Annotated in this window: 16 protein-coding genes; 12 read left to right on the top strand and 4 right to left on the bottom strand. The window is 39.8% G+C overall.

The annotated features are described in order from the left end of the window. Positions 1-2: 2 nt before the first annotated feature. Positions 3-1,742, top strand: a complete 1,740-nt coding sequence (locus ABZP26_RS08945) for a DUF3466 family protein (protein WP_368484823.1) — start codon at positions 3-5, stop codon at positions 1,740-1,742. Positions 1,743-1,839: 97 nt separating this feature from the next. Here ABZP26_RS08945 and ABZP26_RS08940 read toward each other — a convergent pair whose 3' ends face one another. Next, the gene (locus ABZP26_RS08940; protein WP_215521697.1) at positions 1,840-2,346 is read right to left on the bottom strand and encodes a DUF2062 domain-containing protein; all 507 of its coding nucleotides are present in this window, start codon (positions 2,344-2,346) and stop codon (positions 1,840-1,842) included. On the opposite strand from ABZP26_RS08940, the gene ABZP26_RS08935 reads away from it, so the two are divergent. From ABZP26_RS08935 to tcdA, 7 genes are read left to right on the top strand one after another with little or no spacing between them, the layout of a single operon-like run. Further along, positions 2,326-4,593 (top strand): DNA internalization-related competence protein ComEC/Rec2, encoded by a 2,268-nt coding sequence (locus ABZP26_RS08935; RefSeq protein ID WP_368484821.1) that lies wholly within the window; start codon positions 2,326-2,328, stop codon positions 4,591-4,593. The two genes, ABZP26_RS08940 and ABZP26_RS08935, sit on opposite strands and share 21 nt — an antisense overlap. 60 nt (positions 4,594-4,653) lie before the next feature. Next, the gene (gene msbA / locus ABZP26_RS08930; protein ID WP_058154681.1) at positions 4,654-6,399 is read left to right on the top strand and encodes a lipid A export permease/ATP-binding protein MsbA; all 1,746 of its coding nucleotides are present in this window, start codon (positions 4,654-4,656) and stop codon (positions 6,397-6,399) included. Next, a complete protein-coding gene (gene lpxK, locus ABZP26_RS08925; RefSeq protein ID WP_064662498.1) occupies positions 6,396-7,376 on the top strand; it encodes a tetraacyldisaccharide 4'-kinase in 981 nt (326 codons plus the stop codon). The genes msbA and lpxK overlap by 4 nt, the downstream gene beginning before the upstream one ends. Next, complete coding sequence (locus ABZP26_RS08920; protein ID WP_008112074.1) at positions 7,366-7,563, top strand: Trm112 family protein; 198 nt, start codon at positions 7,366-7,368, stop codon at positions 7,561-7,563. The genes lpxK and ABZP26_RS08920 overlap by 11 nt, the downstream gene beginning before the upstream one ends. Continuing rightward, the gene (kdsB, locus tag ABZP26_RS08915; RefSeq protein WP_058154678.1) at positions 7,551-8,315 is read left to right on the top strand and encodes a 3-deoxy-manno-octulosonate cytidylyltransferase; all 765 of its coding nucleotides are present in this window, start codon (positions 7,551-7,553) and stop codon (positions 8,313-8,315) included. Before ABZP26_RS08920 ends, kdsB begins: the two co-directional genes overlap by 13 nt. Then, entirely contained in the window at positions 8,308-8,988 is a 681-nt protein-coding gene (locus ABZP26_RS08910; RefSeq protein WP_058154677.1) for a TIGR01621 family pseudouridine synthase, read from the top strand. The genes kdsB and ABZP26_RS08910 overlap by 8 nt, the downstream gene beginning before the upstream one ends. Beyond that, positions 8,989-9,786: a tRNA cyclic N6-threonylcarbamoyladenosine(37) synthase TcdA gene (tcdA, locus tag ABZP26_RS08905; protein WP_058154675.1), complete on the top strand. Its 798-nt coding sequence runs from the start codon at positions 8,989-8,991 to the stop codon at positions 9,784-9,786. It abuts the gene before it with no gap. Positions 9,787-9,822: 36 nt separating this feature from the next. Here the strand turns inward: tcdA and ABZP26_RS08900 are convergent, their stop codons facing one another. From ABZP26_RS08900 to ABZP26_RS08890, 3 genes are all read right to left on the bottom strand, one after another. Then, complete coding sequence (locus tag ABZP26_RS08900) at positions 9,823-10,239, bottom strand: SufE family protein (protein ID WP_024603040.1); 417 nt, start codon at positions 10,237-10,239, stop codon at positions 9,823-9,825. Positions 10,240-10,251: 12 nt separating this feature from the next. Continuing rightward, positions 10,252-11,478 (bottom strand): aminotransferase class V-fold PLP-dependent enzyme, encoded by a 1,227-nt coding sequence (locus ABZP26_RS08895; RefSeq protein WP_368484820.1) that lies wholly within the window; start codon positions 11,476-11,478, stop codon positions 10,252-10,254. A 111-nt stretch (positions 11,479-11,589) separates the two neighbouring features. Beyond that, on the bottom strand, positions 11,590-12,876 hold the full coding sequence (locus ABZP26_RS08890) for a citrate synthase (protein ID WP_013465014.1): 1,287 nt from the start codon (positions 12,874-12,876) through the stop codon (positions 11,590-11,592). Positions 12,877-13,282: 406 nt separating this feature from the next. On the opposite strand from ABZP26_RS08890, the gene sdhC reads away from it, so the two are divergent. The 4 genes from sdhC to ABZP26_RS08870 are packed head-to-tail and all read left to right on the top strand — an operon-like array spanning position 13,283 to position 16,498. Further along, complete coding sequence (sdhC, locus tag ABZP26_RS08885; RefSeq protein ID WP_076916082.1) at positions 13,283-13,660, top strand: succinate dehydrogenase, cytochrome b556 subunit; 378 nt, start codon at positions 13,283-13,285, stop codon at positions 13,658-13,660. Further along, positions 13,651-13,998 carry a succinate dehydrogenase, hydrophobic membrane anchor protein gene (gene sdhD / locus ABZP26_RS08880; protein WP_013465012.1) on the top strand — a complete coding sequence of 116 codons (348 nt, stop codon included), beginning with the start codon at positions 13,651-13,653 and terminating at the stop codon, positions 13,996-13,998. Before sdhC ends, sdhD begins: the two co-directional genes overlap by 10 nt. Next, positions 13,999-15,771, top strand: a complete 1,773-nt coding sequence (sdhA, locus tag ABZP26_RS08875) for a succinate dehydrogenase flavoprotein subunit (protein WP_013465011.1) — start codon at positions 13,999-14,001, stop codon at positions 15,769-15,771. A 10-nt stretch (positions 15,772-15,781) separates the two neighbouring features. Next, on the top strand, positions 15,782-16,498 hold the full coding sequence (locus tag ABZP26_RS08870; RefSeq protein ID WP_008112091.1) for a succinate dehydrogenase iron-sulfur subunit: 717 nt from the start codon (positions 15,782-15,784) through the stop codon (positions 16,496-16,498). Positions 16,499-16,573 lie beyond the last annotated feature (75 nt).

Below are 16,573 nucleotides of genomic sequence, written 5' to 3'. Positions count from 1 at the left end.
AAATGAAATATAAATTACTCGCGGCCAGTGTTTTAGCAACACTGAGTACATCGGCATTAAGTGCTACCTATGCGTTAACGGAGTTAGGTAACTTTGAAAACGCAAAACATACTTATGTTACCGATGTGAGTGAAAACGGACATGTCATTGGGCTTGCTAATGGCTTATACAATATCCCAATTGATATTAGTTATATTGATTTTACCGATAGTTTAATTAAGAACGCTTATACTAATGAAGTAAATTCATTTGAACTAAGTGACAAAGAAATTACGTTTACACTTGATGACATCGAAAACAACGACGCTATTTATACCAATGCTGATGCGCATACTTTTATGGTTCGTTTTTTGTCAAACTTATCTGCTAACTTTGAATATCAAAAAATTAGCTCAATTGTTGCTACAAATTACAACAGTGGTGTAATTACAGAGCAATCTTTGTTTGATGTGGCTTCGGTTGATTATGATGGATTAACGCGCTCGACTAGCAACTTTTATAATGCTGTTGCACAGGACGGTACGACCGTAGGTTGGGGCAGTGCACCGTTTGATAAAATCACTTTTACACCAGATGGTGAAACTGAAGAAGAAACTTGGTTTACCCGAGAGTTTATAGAACGTGGTATTTTAATTTCTGAAGGCGGTGTAGAAGTGCCGCTTGTTCCAGAATTTACTGAACATGGTGGGACGAGTAAAGCGTCTGATATTGTTGCCACTGACACGGGTTACGTTGTTGTTGGTAATGTATCAGTGAGTATCCCTACAGAGAGACAAACCTTAATTGCTGATAATTGTGATGGTCTTGATGAACCTGTAATGACGTGTATTGAATCAATTAATAGTCGTAACACACGTGGTTTATTTAATAAAACAGCGGTTAAGTGGACACTAGACAGTGCCTATAATGTAACCTCAACAGAATTGTTAGGTTTAGCGCTGACACCAAAAGAAGATGAAGACAGTAACCCATTTATTAGTAATGCATTAGCGGTTAATAAAAATGGCGTTGCGGCCGGTTTTTCTAATACCCGTTACTTTGATAGAGATTCCACAATTTTAACGATGCCAGTTTACTTTAAAGATGGTGAAGTAGTTGATTTTATTGAACAAAGAGATGACTGGCAAAGTGGTAAAGCATTTGCTATCAACGATAACGATATTGTTGTAGGTTATGCGACCAAGCGAATAGAAGGCACGCTAAGAAACAAACTTTTTTACCATGATATAAATACAAACACGACCGTGTTTCCTGAAGATTACTTTATAAGCTCAAGCTCATATGCAAATGACATTAATAATCAAGGCTACATTGTTGGTGAAGGTGAAATTGGTGAATCTGAGAACACCCGCCGTTCAGAAGCCTTTATTTATAAAATTGGCGATGACAAGATCACTAACCTAAATAAATTGCTGCCTTGTTATGACAGTGATGGTGAAACCAGTTTCAGCTATAAAATGGTAGAAGCTAAATCGATTAATGAAAACAACGAAGTATTTGGTGTTGCGACTAAAACAGTTGAAAAACGAAATTCATTGGGCGGAGTTGTTACCGATGTAGATGGTAATATTGAGTATGAAAGTGTAGCCGTTGCGGTAAAACTTTCGCCTATCCCTAATGGTGAAGTTGAGAATTGTAAAGCCCCAGATGCTGAATTTTACGAACGCAGTTCAGCGAGTTTTTCTTGGTTTGGTTTATTATTACTACCACTTGTTGGTTTAAGACGTGTATTTAGATTTTAAATGAGCTTAAATCGTTAAACAGAACGACTAAAAAACCCAACTTGTTAAGTTGGGTTTTTTTTGTCTATAGTAATGTAAGCATTTAAAGGAAGAGAGGCTAATTATTTCTCATTCCCCATGCCCGCCTTACAGAGCGGCGCCACATTAGATCTATTCCAAAGTAGCCAATAATACTGGCGATAGAGGCGCATACCAAAGAACCGACTAAGAATGCAGGGCCAATTGTCGTTAAGCTTTCTATAAACCATGCCCAACTGGCTTCGAACGCAAAGTGTTGTTCTGGTTGATTAAGTACTAATGTACCAACAAGGTAGGAGCCGTAAAAAATTGGCGGCATAGTCAGTGGATTAGTGATCCATACTAGCGCAACAGAAATGGGTAAATTAACTCTCAAAATTATCGCTGCGGCAGCCGCGAGCACCATTTGAAAAGGAACAGGGATGAAAGCAAAAAAGAGCCCAACAGCAAAAGCACCTCGTGCCGAACGTCTATTTAAATGCCAAAGGTTAGCATCATGTAAAAGACGGCCAAATATTCTTAGCGATTTGTGATGTCTAATTTTATTTGGATCGGGTAAAAACCGTTGGATCGTTTTTTTAGCCATTTAAAGCAACCATTTACTTCTGTGTGGATGAGTCTTGGGTTTGTTATCGGAGTTGTTGTTACCGTATTTTATTACCAAACCCTTGAATTTACAGTTATCACAATTTCAATCCTCATTGTGAGCACGTATTTTAAGCCGTTTTTAACTGTATTGTTAGGCTTTATTTTCGGTATTTGCTGTGTAGCAGCACATTTTATCTTGTTTTATTCATTTGAATTACCTAATCAGCACGAAAAATACGCATATTCTGTCAATGTTGTTGTCGAAGAGGTCATTTCTTCAACCCCTCCACAATACGTAAAAGTGAAAATAACCCGTTTGGAAGATAGCGAATATAGTCAGTTTAGAGCACCTAATGCCTTATTAAGTATTAATTCAACACAACCTATTCAGCCAGGTGATGCTTTTACTGCTCAAGTTAGGTTAAAAAATTTTAGGGGGATTAAAAATTTTACTGTGTTCGACAGTCAACTCTATGCCTTTACACAAAAAATAGCGTTTAAAGGTACAGTATTAAATAAGCAGTTAGCGATTTACAACCGCCCACACAATAATCATATCGCGTCTTACCGGACTTATGTCAAAAAGCTCGTAAGTAGTGCTGAACTTAATTGGCTATATTATGTGCTCTTAACTGGAGACAAGTCGTTAATGACCTTTGAGCATAAACAATTAATGCAAAGTCTTGGGTTAAGTCATTTACTGGCTATTTCTGGATTACATATCTCTTTGGTTTTCGGCTTTTGTTATTTTGCAGTGCGCTGTTTACTTAAGTTGATTAAGCCTGAACTAAATCAATCATTAAATATTGCTATTTTTTATAGCGCTGCTGGCTTTGTTGCCGCTTTTATTTATGTTTACTTGAGTGATTTCATTATTTCGGCAACCCGCGCCTTAATTATGTTGGGTTGTTATTTGTTGCTTTATTATTTAGCGAAGCAAGCGCTTAGATGGCGAAGTATTTTATATGCGTTGTTTATTATTCTAGCGGTTAATCCATTTAGTTTGCTTAATCCTGGCCTGTATTTTTCCTTTTTAGCGGTATGTATTATTTTTATGGTTTTAAAACAGTTTCCGCTGCGAGGTCATTCATTGTTAGCCAATATTCGCACTCTTTTTGTTATTCAACTGGGATTATTTATTGGCTTATTACCGCTGTCATTATACTTTTTTAATGGCGTGAGTTTAGCAGGTTTAGTTTTAAATCTTGTCGCTATTCCCATTTTATCTTTTGTATTAATGCCTGCTTTATTTTTAAGTGTGTTGCTGGGGTTATTAACCGACTGGCATGCGTTTATTGTGTTGTATGATTTTCCACTGACCTATATTTATCAAATGTTGCTGGCGATACCGCAGCACATACGTTGGCTTAATGTTGGTCAGGTAAGTATAACCACTGTGGTGCTGCTTTATAGTGTAGTTCCTTTACTTTATTTTATTGAGCTTCGCGTACTGGCGTGTATTCCGCTTTTGACTCTACTCTCTAATTATTACTTTACGCAATCTAGCCTTTGGCAGTTGAACGTATTTGATGTAGGCCATGGCCTTATGGTACTGATAAAAAAAGATAAGCATGCGTTTATTTATGATTTTGGCCCGAGTTACTTTAATCGCTTTAGTCGTGTGCCTAGTGTATTACTACCCTATATTGACGCCCATAATCTAACGGTAAGTACCGCGATTGTCAGTCATCAAGATAACGATCATGCCGGAGGTGTTGCGCATTTTAAAGCGGCCGGTTATGCATGGAGTTTTGATTATTTTCATCCAAATGGTGTATATAACGACTGTATAGCAACAACACTCGATTTTAATGGATTGAGTATTCAAACTTTTGCTAAAGAGGAATTTAATAATAGTAATGATAATTCCTGTATCGTTAAAATCTCAGCTGCAAACTATAGTGTGCTACTTACCGGTGACATATCAAAGACGCGAGAGTCGCAATTAATTAAAAAGAAAGATGATTTACAAAGTACCGTTTTGATAAGCCCACACCACGGCAGTGACAGCTCCTCGAGTGACGAGTTTATTAATGCAGTAAACCCAACGATTGTGATTCATTCAAGTGCCTATCAAGGTCAGTGGCAATTTCCAAGTAAAGCGGTAGTTGAGCGTTACAATAAAATAAACGCCAAACAATATAGCACCGGTGATGTAGGACAAGTTAGGGTTGATTTTTATGCTAAGCACCTTGAGCTTACTACAGCGAGGGCGCAGGAAAGTTATTGGTTTATCAAAGATTGACGTTTTGTTTTGCTGTTGCTAAGGATACAATAGAGGCTGTCAGTGGTTTTAGAGAGTGTTATGGATCAAAGTACTACACAAATTTATAAACGGCTTGTTTCTTACGTTGGTGCCTATAAGTCGGTTGCCATCGTCGCAATTATTGGAATGATAGGTTATTCAGGTATGGATGCATTATTCATCCAACTGATGAAGCCGTTTATCGATGAAGGTTTAAATGAGCGTAATAGTCAGGTACTTACTTATGCGCCATTTGTGGTTATTGCGTTGGTGATCGGGCGTGGCGTATTTAATTTTATGTCATCGTACTGTTTAAGCTATGTTGGTTCGCAGGTAGTGCGTGCGCTTCGCCAAGAACTATTTGAGCATATATTACATTTGCCAGTATCGTTTCATGATAAAAACTCGACTGGCGACCTTATTTCAAAAATTACCTTTGATACAGAGCAAGTACAGCAAGCGATTACCAAAGCACTGCTTATTGTAGTTCGTGAAGGCGCTTTTGTGGTGTTTTTACTTGCAGTTATGTTTTATACCAGCTGGCAATTATCGTTAATCTTTTTAGTTATTATTCCATTAGTGGCTATTATAGTGGCGGTGGTATCTAAACGTTTTCGTCATATATCTAAAAATATTCAGTCTGCGATGGGGCAAGTTACCCGCAGCTCAGAGCAAATGCTCAGTGGTCACAAAGTGATCCACGGCTTTGGTGGTCAAACTCAAGAAATCGATCAATTTTCTAAAATTAATAATCATAATCGCCAGCAACGTATCAAAATGGATGCGACTAAGGCGTTAAGTGTCTCTATCATTCAAATTTTAGCCGCCAGTGCAATGGCCGTTATTTTATGGGTGGTGTCTATGCCCTCAATGATAGACAGTATTAGCTCTGGGGATTTTGTAGTGCTCATTTCTTCGATGATGATGTTACTACGCCCGTTAAAACAGCTTGCCAATGTGAACAGCGATTTACAACGCGGTATTTCAGCTGCGCAGAGTGTATTTTTAGTGCTAGATGAAGAAATAGAAAAAGACACGGGCACCTTATCGGTTGACAAAGTTAAAGGTCATATTGAGGTAAAAAATGTCACCTTTAAATACCCAACTAAAGACGAGCCGGTATTAAATAATTTGTCTATGACTATTAAAGCGGGCGAGAGCATTGCGCTTGTTGGTCGCTCAGGCTCGGGTAAATCCACCATATCAAACTTACTACCTCGCTATTATGATTTAGAAGCGCCCAGTGAAATATTACTGGATGGTATTGCTTTAAATGAATATAAGCTCACCGATTTACGTCGTCAATTTGCTTTAGTATCGCAACAAGTGGTACTTTTTAATGACACGATTGCAAATAATATTTGTTATGGCCTCCAACGCGATGTATCGATGGAAGAGCTTCATGCTGTGGCTAAACAAGCTCATGTCTGGGAGTTTGTTGAAGATTTACCGGAACAACTTAACACTATGGTTGGTGAGAATGGGGTGATGCTTTCAGGTGGTCAGCGTCAACGTATCGCGATTGCTCGCGCAATATTAAAAGATGCACCAATTTTAATTTTAGATGAAGCGACCTCGGCGCTGGATACTGAATCAGAAAAACTCATTCAACATGCCCTCGATACATTAATGAAAGACAAAACGTCTATTGTAATTGCGCATAGGTTATCGACTATTGAAAATAGTGACCGCATTTATGTAATAGACAGTGGTCAAGTTATTGAAAGTGGTACCCATACAGACTTACTTGCTAACGATGGCACTTATTCTGCGTTATGCAAAATGCAGTTTGGTGAGCAAGGGTGAGTAAAATAGAGCAAAGCTGGTATAAACCTTTTAGCTTAATTACGTTATTGCTATTACCACTGTCCGCTATTTTTGGCTGTATTTCTTTGCTACGTAGATATTGCTATAAGTTCGGCATTTTTAAATCGTTTATCAGCAAAACACCGGTTATTGTGGTTGGTAATATAAGCGTTGGCGGTAATGGTAAAACGCCGTTTGTATTGTGGCTTTATGATTATTTAACTGCTAAAGGTTTATCTGTTGGTTTAATTAGTCGAGGTTACGGCGGGCAAGCAACTCATTACCCGTTATTGGTTACTGCACAAACGACTACTTTAGAGGCTGGGGATGAGCCGGTACTTTTATTTAATCGTTTACAGTGCCCATTAGTGGTTGGCCCTAATAGGCAACACAATATAGAAAAGCTCAACGCAAACTTTAAGCTTGATGTGATCATTTCTGATGATGGCATGCAGCATTACAAAATGGCACGCAGCATAGAATGTTGTATTGTTGATAGCGAAAGAAAATTTGGTAATGGTTTGCTAATGCCCGCAGGGCCACTGCGCGAAACCGTCTCTCGATTAAAGAGCGTAGACGTAGTAATTGAAAATGGCTCTGAGGATGAGTTTAGTTATCGCTTGCAGCCATCGGTTATTAAACGCGTTGCCGATAACACGGATATAGCGACGCCTTTAAAGGCTGCGCATGCGGTGAGTGCTATTGGTAACCCAGGTCGTTTTGAGGCTTCACTGCAAGCACAAGGTATTAAATTACTGTCTACACATCATTTTCGCGATCATTATGCTTATAGCGCTGATGATTTCGCTCAATTTGGCGATGACTGTGTATTAATGACAGAAAAAGATGCGGTTAAATGCCGTGATTTTGCAAAACCTAATTGGTATTACCTGCCTGTTGATGCTCAACCAACAGCGGCGGTAATAAACACATTAAATTTACTATTAAAAGAAAAAGGGATCCATCATGGCCTTTGATACGAAGTTACTCGAAATTATTGCTTGCCCCGTGTGTAAAGGTAAGTTGCGCTTTGATAAAGAAAACCAAGAGCTGATCAGTACAGCTGCAAAGCTTGCTTATCCTGTACGCGATGATATTCCGGTATTACTTGAAAATGAAGCCCGAGAATTGTCTCTTGAAGAGGTAGAAAAGTGGAATTCGTAGTTGTTATTCCTGCGCGTTACGCTTCTACTCGTTTGCCAGGTAAACCACTTGCTGATATTTGTGGCAAGCCAATGATCCAACATGTCTATGAAAAAGCGTGTTTGTCGGGAGCGAGTAAAGTGGTTATTGCCACCGATCATCAAAAAGTATTTGATGCGGCTAAACACTTTACCAATGATGTATTGATGACTCGAGAAGATCATCAATCAGGGACTGAACGGTTAGCAGAAGTCGTTGATTTACTAAATTTATCAGAAGATACTATCGTGGTTAATGTGCAGGGCGATGAACCATTATTATCCCCTGATAACGTGTCACAAGTGGCTACATTATTAGCGCAATCAACCGCGCCAATGGCAACCCTCAGTGTTGCCATTGAAGAGCGTGATGAGGTCTTTAACCCTAATGCGGTTAAAGTGGTCAGCGATATTAATAAAAATGCCTTATATTTTTCAAGAGCCAGCATTCCATTTGATAGAAGTGCCATGATGGCAGAGCAGCAACCACTTAATTTAGCGCCTTTTCAACGCCATGTGGGTATTTACGCGTATCGCGCTGGCTTTATAAAGCAATATATTCAATTATCGGTATCACCATTAGAAGTTTTAGAATCACTAGAGCAGCTAAGGGTGCTTTACCATGGCTATGCGATTAAAATAGAGCAAGCGGTGGTTACCCCTCATGCTGGGGTTGATACACCAGAGGATTTAGCTAAAGTCGTTGCGCATATTCAAAGTAAAGCGCGTGAATAAAGCAGATACGCCTGTGTTAAAAGTGCAATACACGCACGATGATTTTTATATTATAACTAAACCTGCAGGGCTTAATTTTCATTCAGAAGAAAGCCCTGGTTTTGTGTTTCTTGCTGAGCAACAACTAAACGAAAAATTGTTTGCGGTTCACCGTCTAGACAAAGTGACTTCAGGGCTGATCATATTAGCGCGGCATAAAGACGCTGCGGCAAAGTTTACCCAGATGTTTACTGAGCATACTATTAATAAATTTTATTTAGCTGTAAGTGATTCTAAGCCTAAAAAAAAGCAAGGTTGGGTTAAAGGAGACATGGCGAAGTCACGTCGGGGTACTTTTAAACTATTAAACTCGCAAATAAATCCCGCAATTACGCGGTTTTATTCATTTAGTTTTAAAAGTGGTTTTAGAGCTTACCTATTAAAACCCTATTCGGGTAAAACCCATCAGCTCAGAGTTGCTTTAAAGAGTTTGGGTGCCCCCATAATGGGTGATGCGAGTTATGCAGGCAGCCCTGCAGAGCGTACCTATTTACATGCATTTGCGCTGGATTTTTTATGGAAAGGGCAAAAAATACAACATACCCTGTTGCCAGAATCTGGTGAAGAGTATGCGCAATTGATAAAACATCAAGATTTTAATTCTTGGCAAACGCCGTGGAAACTGGATTGGTAAATGAGTGAACAAGTAACTGATATCCGCTTTGGTGGTATTAAACGACTGTATGGTCAACAGCAATTTGAGTGGTTACAGCAAGCACATTTTTGTGTTGTGGGTATTGGTGGTGTAGGCAGTTGGACTGCTGAAGCACTAGCGCGTACCGGCGTAGGTAAAATCACCTTAATTGATTTAGATGATATTTGTGCAACTAATGTAAATCGTCAAATTCATGCCTTAACAGGCACAATAGGGGAAGCTAAAGTTGATTCGATGAAAACTCGCTGCAAGCTTATCAACCCTGAGTGTGTGGTGAATGTGATTGATGACTTTATTAGCCTTGATAATATTCAAGAACATATTCAAGGTTTTGATTATGTAATAGATTGTATTGATGCGGTTAAAGAAAAAGCGGCGTTAATAGCTCACTGTAAACGTAATAAAATGCCTATAATTACAACTGGCGGTGCAGGTGGTCAAACCGATCCGAGTCAAATTACCTTTGGCGATGTGGCAAAAACCACTCAAGATCCATTACTTGCAAAAGTGCGTTACATTTTGCGTAAACAATATAATTTCAGTTCAAACCCAAAACGTAAATTTAATATTGACTGTGTATATTCCACTGAACAGCTTGTTTACCCAGGTAGTGACGGCAGTGTGTGTCATGCGAAGCAAAATGCTGATGGCAGTATGAACATGGATTGTAATAATGGCTTTGGCTCAGTGACGATGATCACCGGTAGTTTTGGTTTTTTTGTTGCCGCTAAAGCGGTTCGAAAATACTTAGACAAGCGTGCGCGTCTAAATACTTAGATAAAGTGTTTTGGTTTAATAGTATTTAAAAAGCGCTTAAAGCGCTTTTTGTTTGGCCATGGTTTGTATTGTTTCAACCATGGCTTTTACTCCATTACCCCTAGACGCACTCAAATGACTGATTAAGCCAAGCTTTTCAAATTCATCATAAGCATTTACTGCTAACACTTCTTCGGGTGTTAAACCGTTATACAGGGCTAAAATTAACGCCAATAAGCCTTTTACTATGCGAGTATCAGAGTCACCAATTACAACCAGTGCATTCTCGGTTAGGTCAAACTCAACAAACATCCATACTTTACTCTCACAGCCTGGCACTAACGCATCATCTGTTTTTAATATATCGGCTAAAGGTGGCAGCGTTTTACCGAGTAACATAATTTCACGGTACTTTTGTTGCCAGCTACTACTGCTTTGAATACTTTTAGTTACGAGTTGATATGTGTGTGTCATTATTTATCCAAATTAGTCTAATAAAGCAATGCATTCTTTGAGTGCGGCAATAAATTGGTCTACATCTTTAGTCGTATTATAAAAAGCAAAACTCGCTCTCAGTGAACCATTTAGGTTTAAATGACTCATTAAAGGTTGGGTACAATGATGACCACTTCGTACAGCAATACCATAGCCGTCAAGTAAAGTTGACAGATCATAAGGATGTTCATTTTTATAATTAAAGCAAAGTGTGCCAATATTCGATTTGAGGTCGCTGTAGATAATAATACCGTCTATTTTGCTCAATGCGTTCGCTGCATAAATAAACAACTGCTGTTCATAGTGCTGTAATGTTTGCAGATCAAGCGCCATTAAATACTCAAGTGCAGCGCCAAAACCTAAAACACCGGCTATATTTGGCGTTCCTGCTTCAAATTTAGCCGGTGCATTACGATAAGTACTGTGCGTTAAGGTTACTTTTTCAATCATTTCACCGCCTGTTTGATAAGGCGATAGTGCATTAAGGGCTGTATAACGGCCATATAAACCGCCTAGCCCTGTTGGCCCCACCATTTTATGAGCAGAAAACACGTAAAAATCACAATCGAGCTTTTTTAAATTCGGTCTTAAATGCAGCGCCCCTTGTGCGCCATCGACTAAGGTTAGCGCGCCTACCGCCTTAGCTGAGGCTATTAAGGGGACTAAATCAGTAATATTGCCTAGCGCATTAGAAGCGTGAGTAATAGCCAGTAGTGCAGGGTTGGTGCGCTTAATCACTTCACAACACTGTGCTATATCAAACGTAGCATCTGCATTAAGTGGTAAAGTTTTTAATGTTGCCCCGGTTTGCGCTGCCAGTTCTTGCCACGGCACGATATTAGCGTGGTGTTCGATTGGGCTAATTAAAATAGTGTCAGCAGCTGTTAATGTATTTCTTAAACCATGAGCAACTAAGTTAATCGCTTCAGTGGCGCCTTTGGTCCAGACAATTTCGCTACTGGTTACCTGAAAATAATCGGCAACGCGTTGACGTACTTGCTCATAAGCCGCTGTAGCTTGCTCACTCAGCGTATGACGTCCGCGGTGAACATTTGCATTCTGTATTGTGTAAAACTCTGTGGTAGCGTCAATCACGCATTGTGGTTTTTGTGTTGTTGCTGCTGAGTCTAAATAAACCAAAGGGTAGCCATTGATTGTCTGATTTAGAGTAGGAAAGTCATTACGGATTTTTTTAGGATCAAACGAGGACACAGACATAGGCTCATAAAGTTAATCAAGTGGGCAGGAATTGTAATCTGTTTAAGATAATTCTCAAGTAGCAGGTAATAAAAAAGGCCGCAGAGGCGGCCTTTTAAACTAACTTAATGCTTAGCGCTTGTCAGTTGCTTTGTAATCACGGTGTGTTTCACCTGTGTAAAGCTGACGTGGACGGCTGATCTTATGACCAGGTTGAGAAAGCATCTCGTCCCAGTGTGAGATCCAACCTACAGTACGTGCCATTGCAAAGATTACAGTGAACATGCTGGTAGGGATGCCGATTGCTTTTAAGATAATACCTGAGTAGAAATCTACATTAGGGTAAAGTTTCTTCTCAACAAAGTACGGGTCTTCAAGTGCAATTTGCTCTAGTTTCATTGCGATATCAAGTAATGGATCTTGAATGTTTAGCTCTGCTAACACTTCATGACATGTTTGACGCATTACTGTTGCACGAGGATCGAAGTTTTTGTAAACACGGTGTCCAAAGCCCATAAGACGGAACGGGTCCGCTTTATCTTTAGCTTTTGCTACGTATTCGTCAATGCGATCAACTGAGCCAATTTCTTCTAACATGTTTAAACATGCTTCGTTAGCACCGCCGTGAGCAGGGCCCCAAAGTGATGCAATACCCGCAGCAATACATGCATAAGGGTTAGCACCAGAAGAACCTGCTAAACGTACTGTAGAGGTTGATGCGTTTTGCTCATGGTCAGCATGAAGCATGAAGATTTTATCCATTGCTTTAGCTGTGACAGGGTTTACTTTGTATTCTTCAGCAGGCACAGAGAACATCATGTGTAAGAAGTTTTCTGCATAGCTTAAGTCATTGCGTGGATATACAAATGGTTGACCGATGTTTGTTTTGTACGCCATTGCTGCAATTGTTGGTAACTTAGCAACTAATTTAATAGCGCTTGTTTTACGTTGAACTGCATCAGTGATATCCAGATCTTCATGGTAGAAAGAAGATAAAGCACCAACCACACCACATAGCATCGCCATAGGGTGAGCGTCAAAACGGAAACCTTGGAAGAAGTTTGCGATTTTTTCATCTAGCATAGTGCTACGAGTGATTTTTGTAGCGAAATCATCGTATTGCTCTTTAGTTGGTAACTCACCGTTTAATAGTAAGTAGCATAACTCAACGTAGTTAGAGCTTTCTGCTAACTGTTCGATTGGGTAACCACGGTGTAATAAAACACCCTTGCCACCATCGATGTATGTGATGGTAGATTCACAAGAACCAGTCGACATGAAACCTGGGTCATAAGTAAAGTGACCATGTGAGCCGAGTGTACGTACGTCAATTACATCTTGGCCAGCAGTACCTTGATAAATTGGAAGTTCGATTGGATCTAGCCCATCAATATGGACCGTGGCTTTCTTATCTGCCATCTATGTATCTCCTATTAAGATAACTATTCTGATTTTTATATTCTAAAATCTATTCTAAGCACATCTTTACATTTTAACGTGAAAGAGGGGTATAAAGTCAATTTTTATAAGTATTATGCACATATGTATAATAAATATTCGGTATAGATTGAATATTATACCATTGGCTAATTCGCAAACGACTCAAAGTAAACAAGAATTGTAAAAGAGTCTCCGGCTATATATACTAACGGAGGTTTTTAACCAATTTGTATTTGGGTAAACTTTTTTTTACATAATAATTTTCATAAAAAGTGAACTTTATTAGTATCAATACGTTTATTTTGATAGTTCCACCAGAAACATTTGGTGGGTTTTAGAAAAACAAGTAGATGAGCCCCACTGCGGGCAAGATGGGCAAGTAACTGTGAAAAAGCAAAGACCTGTAAATCTAGATCTAACAACTATATCTATGCCGGCAACGGCTAAAGCTTCAATTTTTCACCGCGTCACCGGTGTTGCATTATTTTTTGCTTTAACGTTTGTCATTTGGGCTTGGTCAGAGTCTCTTTCTTCAGCTGAAGGTTTTGAATTCGTCAAGAGTCTGTTTAACGGATTCATTGCCAAATTTATAGCTTGGGGCACCCTTTCTGTATTGGGTTATCACCTTATCGGTGGTATCCGTCACATTATTATGGATATGGGGCATTGGGAAGAACTTGAATCAGGCAATACTAGCGCTAAAATTGCGATGGCACTTGGCGTTGTGTTTGCTGTATTGGCAGGGGTGTGGATATGGTCTTAAATCAAGCAACTCTTAAACGTGATGGCGTACAAGATTTTGTATCTTTACGCACAACGGCATTAATAATCAGCGCGTATGCAATCTTTATTATTGGCTATTTTTTAGCAATGCCAGAAGTCACATATGAAGCCTGGACAGGCCTATTCTCAAACCTAGCAATGAAAGGGGCAACGTTAATCACCCTAGTTTGCATTATGGTTCATACCCGTATCGGCCTTTGGCAGGTTCTTACCGACTATGTAAAGAACGCTAAATTGCGTGCTTTTTTAGGCTTTGTACTAAACCTAATGGCTGTTGCTTACGTAGCTGTGGGTTTAATCGTTTTATGGGGTGTTTAAGTGAAATATTCTGTTCGTGAATTTGACGCCGTAGTAATTGGTGCCGGTGGTGCAGGTATGCGCGCTGCTCTTGCTATTACTGAATCTGGCAAAACATGTGCGCTAATCTCTAAAGTTTTCCCGACACGCTCACACACTGTATCTGCTCAAGGCGGTATTACAGTCGCGTTAGGTAACTCGCATGAAGATAACTGGGAATGGCATATGTATGATACCGTTAAAGGTTCCGATTTTATCGGTGACCAAGACGCTATCGAATACATGTGTCAAACTGGCCCAGAAGCTATTACTGAATTAGAAAACATGGGCTTACCATTTTCGCGTTTTGAAAATGGCCGTGTTTACCAACGTCCTTTCGGTGGTCAATCGAAAAACTTTGGTGGTGAACAGGCTGCGCGTACTGCAGCAGCAGCTGACCGTACGGGCCATGCATTATTACACCTTCTTTATCAACAAAACGTTAAAAACAAAACCAATGTATTCTCAGAATGGTATGCACTTGATTTAGTTAAAAACGATAATGGCGATGTAGTAGGCTGTACAGCGATTGAAATTGAAACAGGTGAAATCACCTTCTTCAAATCAAAAGCAGTTGTGTTAGCGACAGGTGGTGCAGGTCGTATTTTCGCATCAACAACCAATGCTCACATTAATACCGGTGACGGTGTTGGTATGGCTGCACGTGCTGGTATTTCTATGCAAGACATGGAAATGTGGCAGTTCCACCCGACAGGTATAGCTGGCGCTGGTACGCTAGTAACTGAAGGTTGTCGTGGTGAAGGTGGTTATCTTTTAAATAAAGATGGCGAACGCTTCATGGAACGTTACGCACCAAATGCTAAAGATTTAGCGTCTCGTGACGTTGTTGCTCGTTCAATGATGACAGAAATTCGTGAAGGTCGTGGTTGTGATGGTCCTTGGGGTCCTCACCTTAAGTTGAAACTTGACCACTTAGGCGAAGAAACGCTTAACTTACGTCTTCCAGGTGTATGTGATCTTGCTAAAACATTTGCTCACGTTGACCCTGCAAAAGAACCGATTCCAGTTATCCCAACATGTCACTACATGATGGGTGGTGTGCCAACAAACGTAAATGGTCAAGTACTTAATATCGATGCTGCTGGCAACGAAAAAGTAGTACAAGGTTTATTTGCTGTTGGTGAGATTGCGTGTGTATCTGTACATGGTGCTAACCGCTTAGGTGGTAACTCATTACTTGACTTAGTTGTATTTGGCCGTGCAGCAGGTAACTTCTTAGGTAAATACCTAAATGACGTTGAAATTTCTAAAGCGGCTTCAGAGTCTGACCTAGAAGCGTCTCTTGCGCGCTTTAACCGTTGGGAAAACTCAACAGCTGGTCAAGGCGAAGACCCAGTTCAAATCAAGAAAGACCTACAACAATGTATGCAGCTTAACTTCTCGGTATTCCGTGAAGGTGACTCAATGGCTACAGGTCTTACTGAACTTAAAGAAATCCGTGAACGTTTACAGCACGCGCGTCTTGATGACAAATCATCAGACTTTAACACCATGCGTATTGAATGTTTAGAACTAGACAACTTAATGGAAACAGCTTACTCAACTGCAGTAGCTGCAAACTTCCGTACTGAAAGCCGTGGCGCACACTCTCGCTTTGACTTCCCAGATCGTGATGACGAAAACTGGTTATGTCACTCAGTATTTAATCCGGTAACGGATGAAATGAGCAAGCGTAAAGTAAACTACGAGCCTAAAACACGTGAAGCTTTCCCACCTAAAGCACGTACCTACTAGGAGCGAGACGATGGCACAAGTACAATTTTCAGTTTATCGTTACAATCCGGATGTTGATAACGCACCTCGTATGCAAGATTACACTTTGCAAACTGAGGAAGGCCAAGACATGATGGTATTGGATGCACTTTTACTATTAAAAGAGCAAGATCCTACACTATCGTTTCGTCGTTCATGCCGTGAAGGCGTGTGTGGTTCAGACGGCGTAAACATGAATGGTAAGAACGGTTTAGCATGTATTACTCCTTTATCTACGCTGCAAAAAAATGGCAAAGGTAAAATCGTAGTGCGTCCATTACCTGGACTTCCTGTTGTTCGAGACCTTGTTATTGACATGAGTCAGTTCTACACTCAATACGAAAAAGTAAAACCGTATCTAATTAATGATGAGCCTGCTGCAGGTGAACGTCTTCAATCTATCGAAGAACGTGATAAATTAGATGGGCTTTACGAGTGTATTTTATGTGCATGTTGTTCTACATCGTGTCCTTCTTTCTGGTGGAATCCAGATAAGTTTATAGGTCCAGCAGGCCTTCTTCATGCTTACCGTTTCTTAGCTGATAGCCGAGACACAGCAACAGAAGAGCGTTTAGCTGACTTAGACGATGCATTCAGTGTGTTCCGTTGCCACAGTATCATGAACTGTGTTAGCGTTTGTCCTAAGGGTCTTAATCCGACCAAAGCAATTGGACAAATAAAATCTATGTTATTAAACCGCTCGGTTTAATTTCTAGTAGACGAAAGATGGCTAATAATTTATTAGCCATCTTGTTATATAACTATTAATTTCTGCGCTAAAAAA

It is taken from the genome of Pseudoalteromonas sp. SD03 (assembly GCF_040937955.1).
Lineage (GTDB): Bacteria > Pseudomonadota > Gammaproteobacteria > Enterobacterales > Alteromonadaceae > Pseudoalteromonas > Pseudoalteromonas tetraodonis.
The sequence above is the reverse complement of the archived record's forward strand: the minus strand, read 5'-3'. Positions and strand labels throughout refer to the sequence as shown.

What these genes read in the sequence shown, in the direction of transcription:
- ABZP26_RS08945 (WP_368484823.1), top strand. Translation starts at nt 3, where the DNA reads ATGAAATATAAATTACTCGCGGCCAGTGTTTTAGCAACACTGAGTACA.
- ABZP26_RS08940 (WP_215521697.1), bottom strand. Translation starts at nt 2,346, where the DNA reads ATGGCTAAAAAAACGATCCAACGGTTTTTACCCGATCCAAATAAAATT.
- msbA (WP_058154681.1), top strand. Translation starts at nt 4,654, where the DNA reads ATGGATCAAAGTACTACACAAATTTATAAACGGCTTGTTTCTTACGTT.
- ABZP26_RS08920 (WP_008112074.1), top strand. Translation starts at nt 7,366, where the DNA reads ATGGCCTTTGATACGAAGTTACTCGAAATTATTGCTTGCCCCGTGTGT.
- tcdA (WP_058154675.1), top strand. Translation starts at nt 8,989, where the DNA reads ATGAGTGAACAAGTAACTGATATCCGCTTTGGTGGTATTAAACGACTG.
- ABZP26_RS08900 (WP_024603040.1), bottom strand. Translation starts at nt 10,239, where the DNA reads ATGACACACACATATCAACTCGTAACTAAAAGTATTCAAAGCAGTAGT.
- ABZP26_RS08895 (WP_368484820.1), bottom strand. Translation starts at nt 11,478, where the DNA reads ATGTCTGTGTCCTCGTTTGATCCTAAAAAAATCCGTAATGACTTTCCT.
- ABZP26_RS08890 (WP_013465014.1), bottom strand. Translation starts at nt 12,876, where the DNA reads ATGGCAGATAAGAAAGCCACGGTCCATATTGATGGGCTAGATCCAATC.
- sdhD (WP_013465012.1), top strand. Translation starts at nt 13,651, where the DNA reads ATGGTCTTAAATCAAGCAACTCTTAAACGTGATGGCGTACAAGATTTT.
- ABZP26_RS08870 (WP_008112091.1), top strand. Translation starts at nt 15,782, where the DNA reads ATGGCACAAGTACAATTTTCAGTTTATCGTTACAATCCGGATGTTGAT.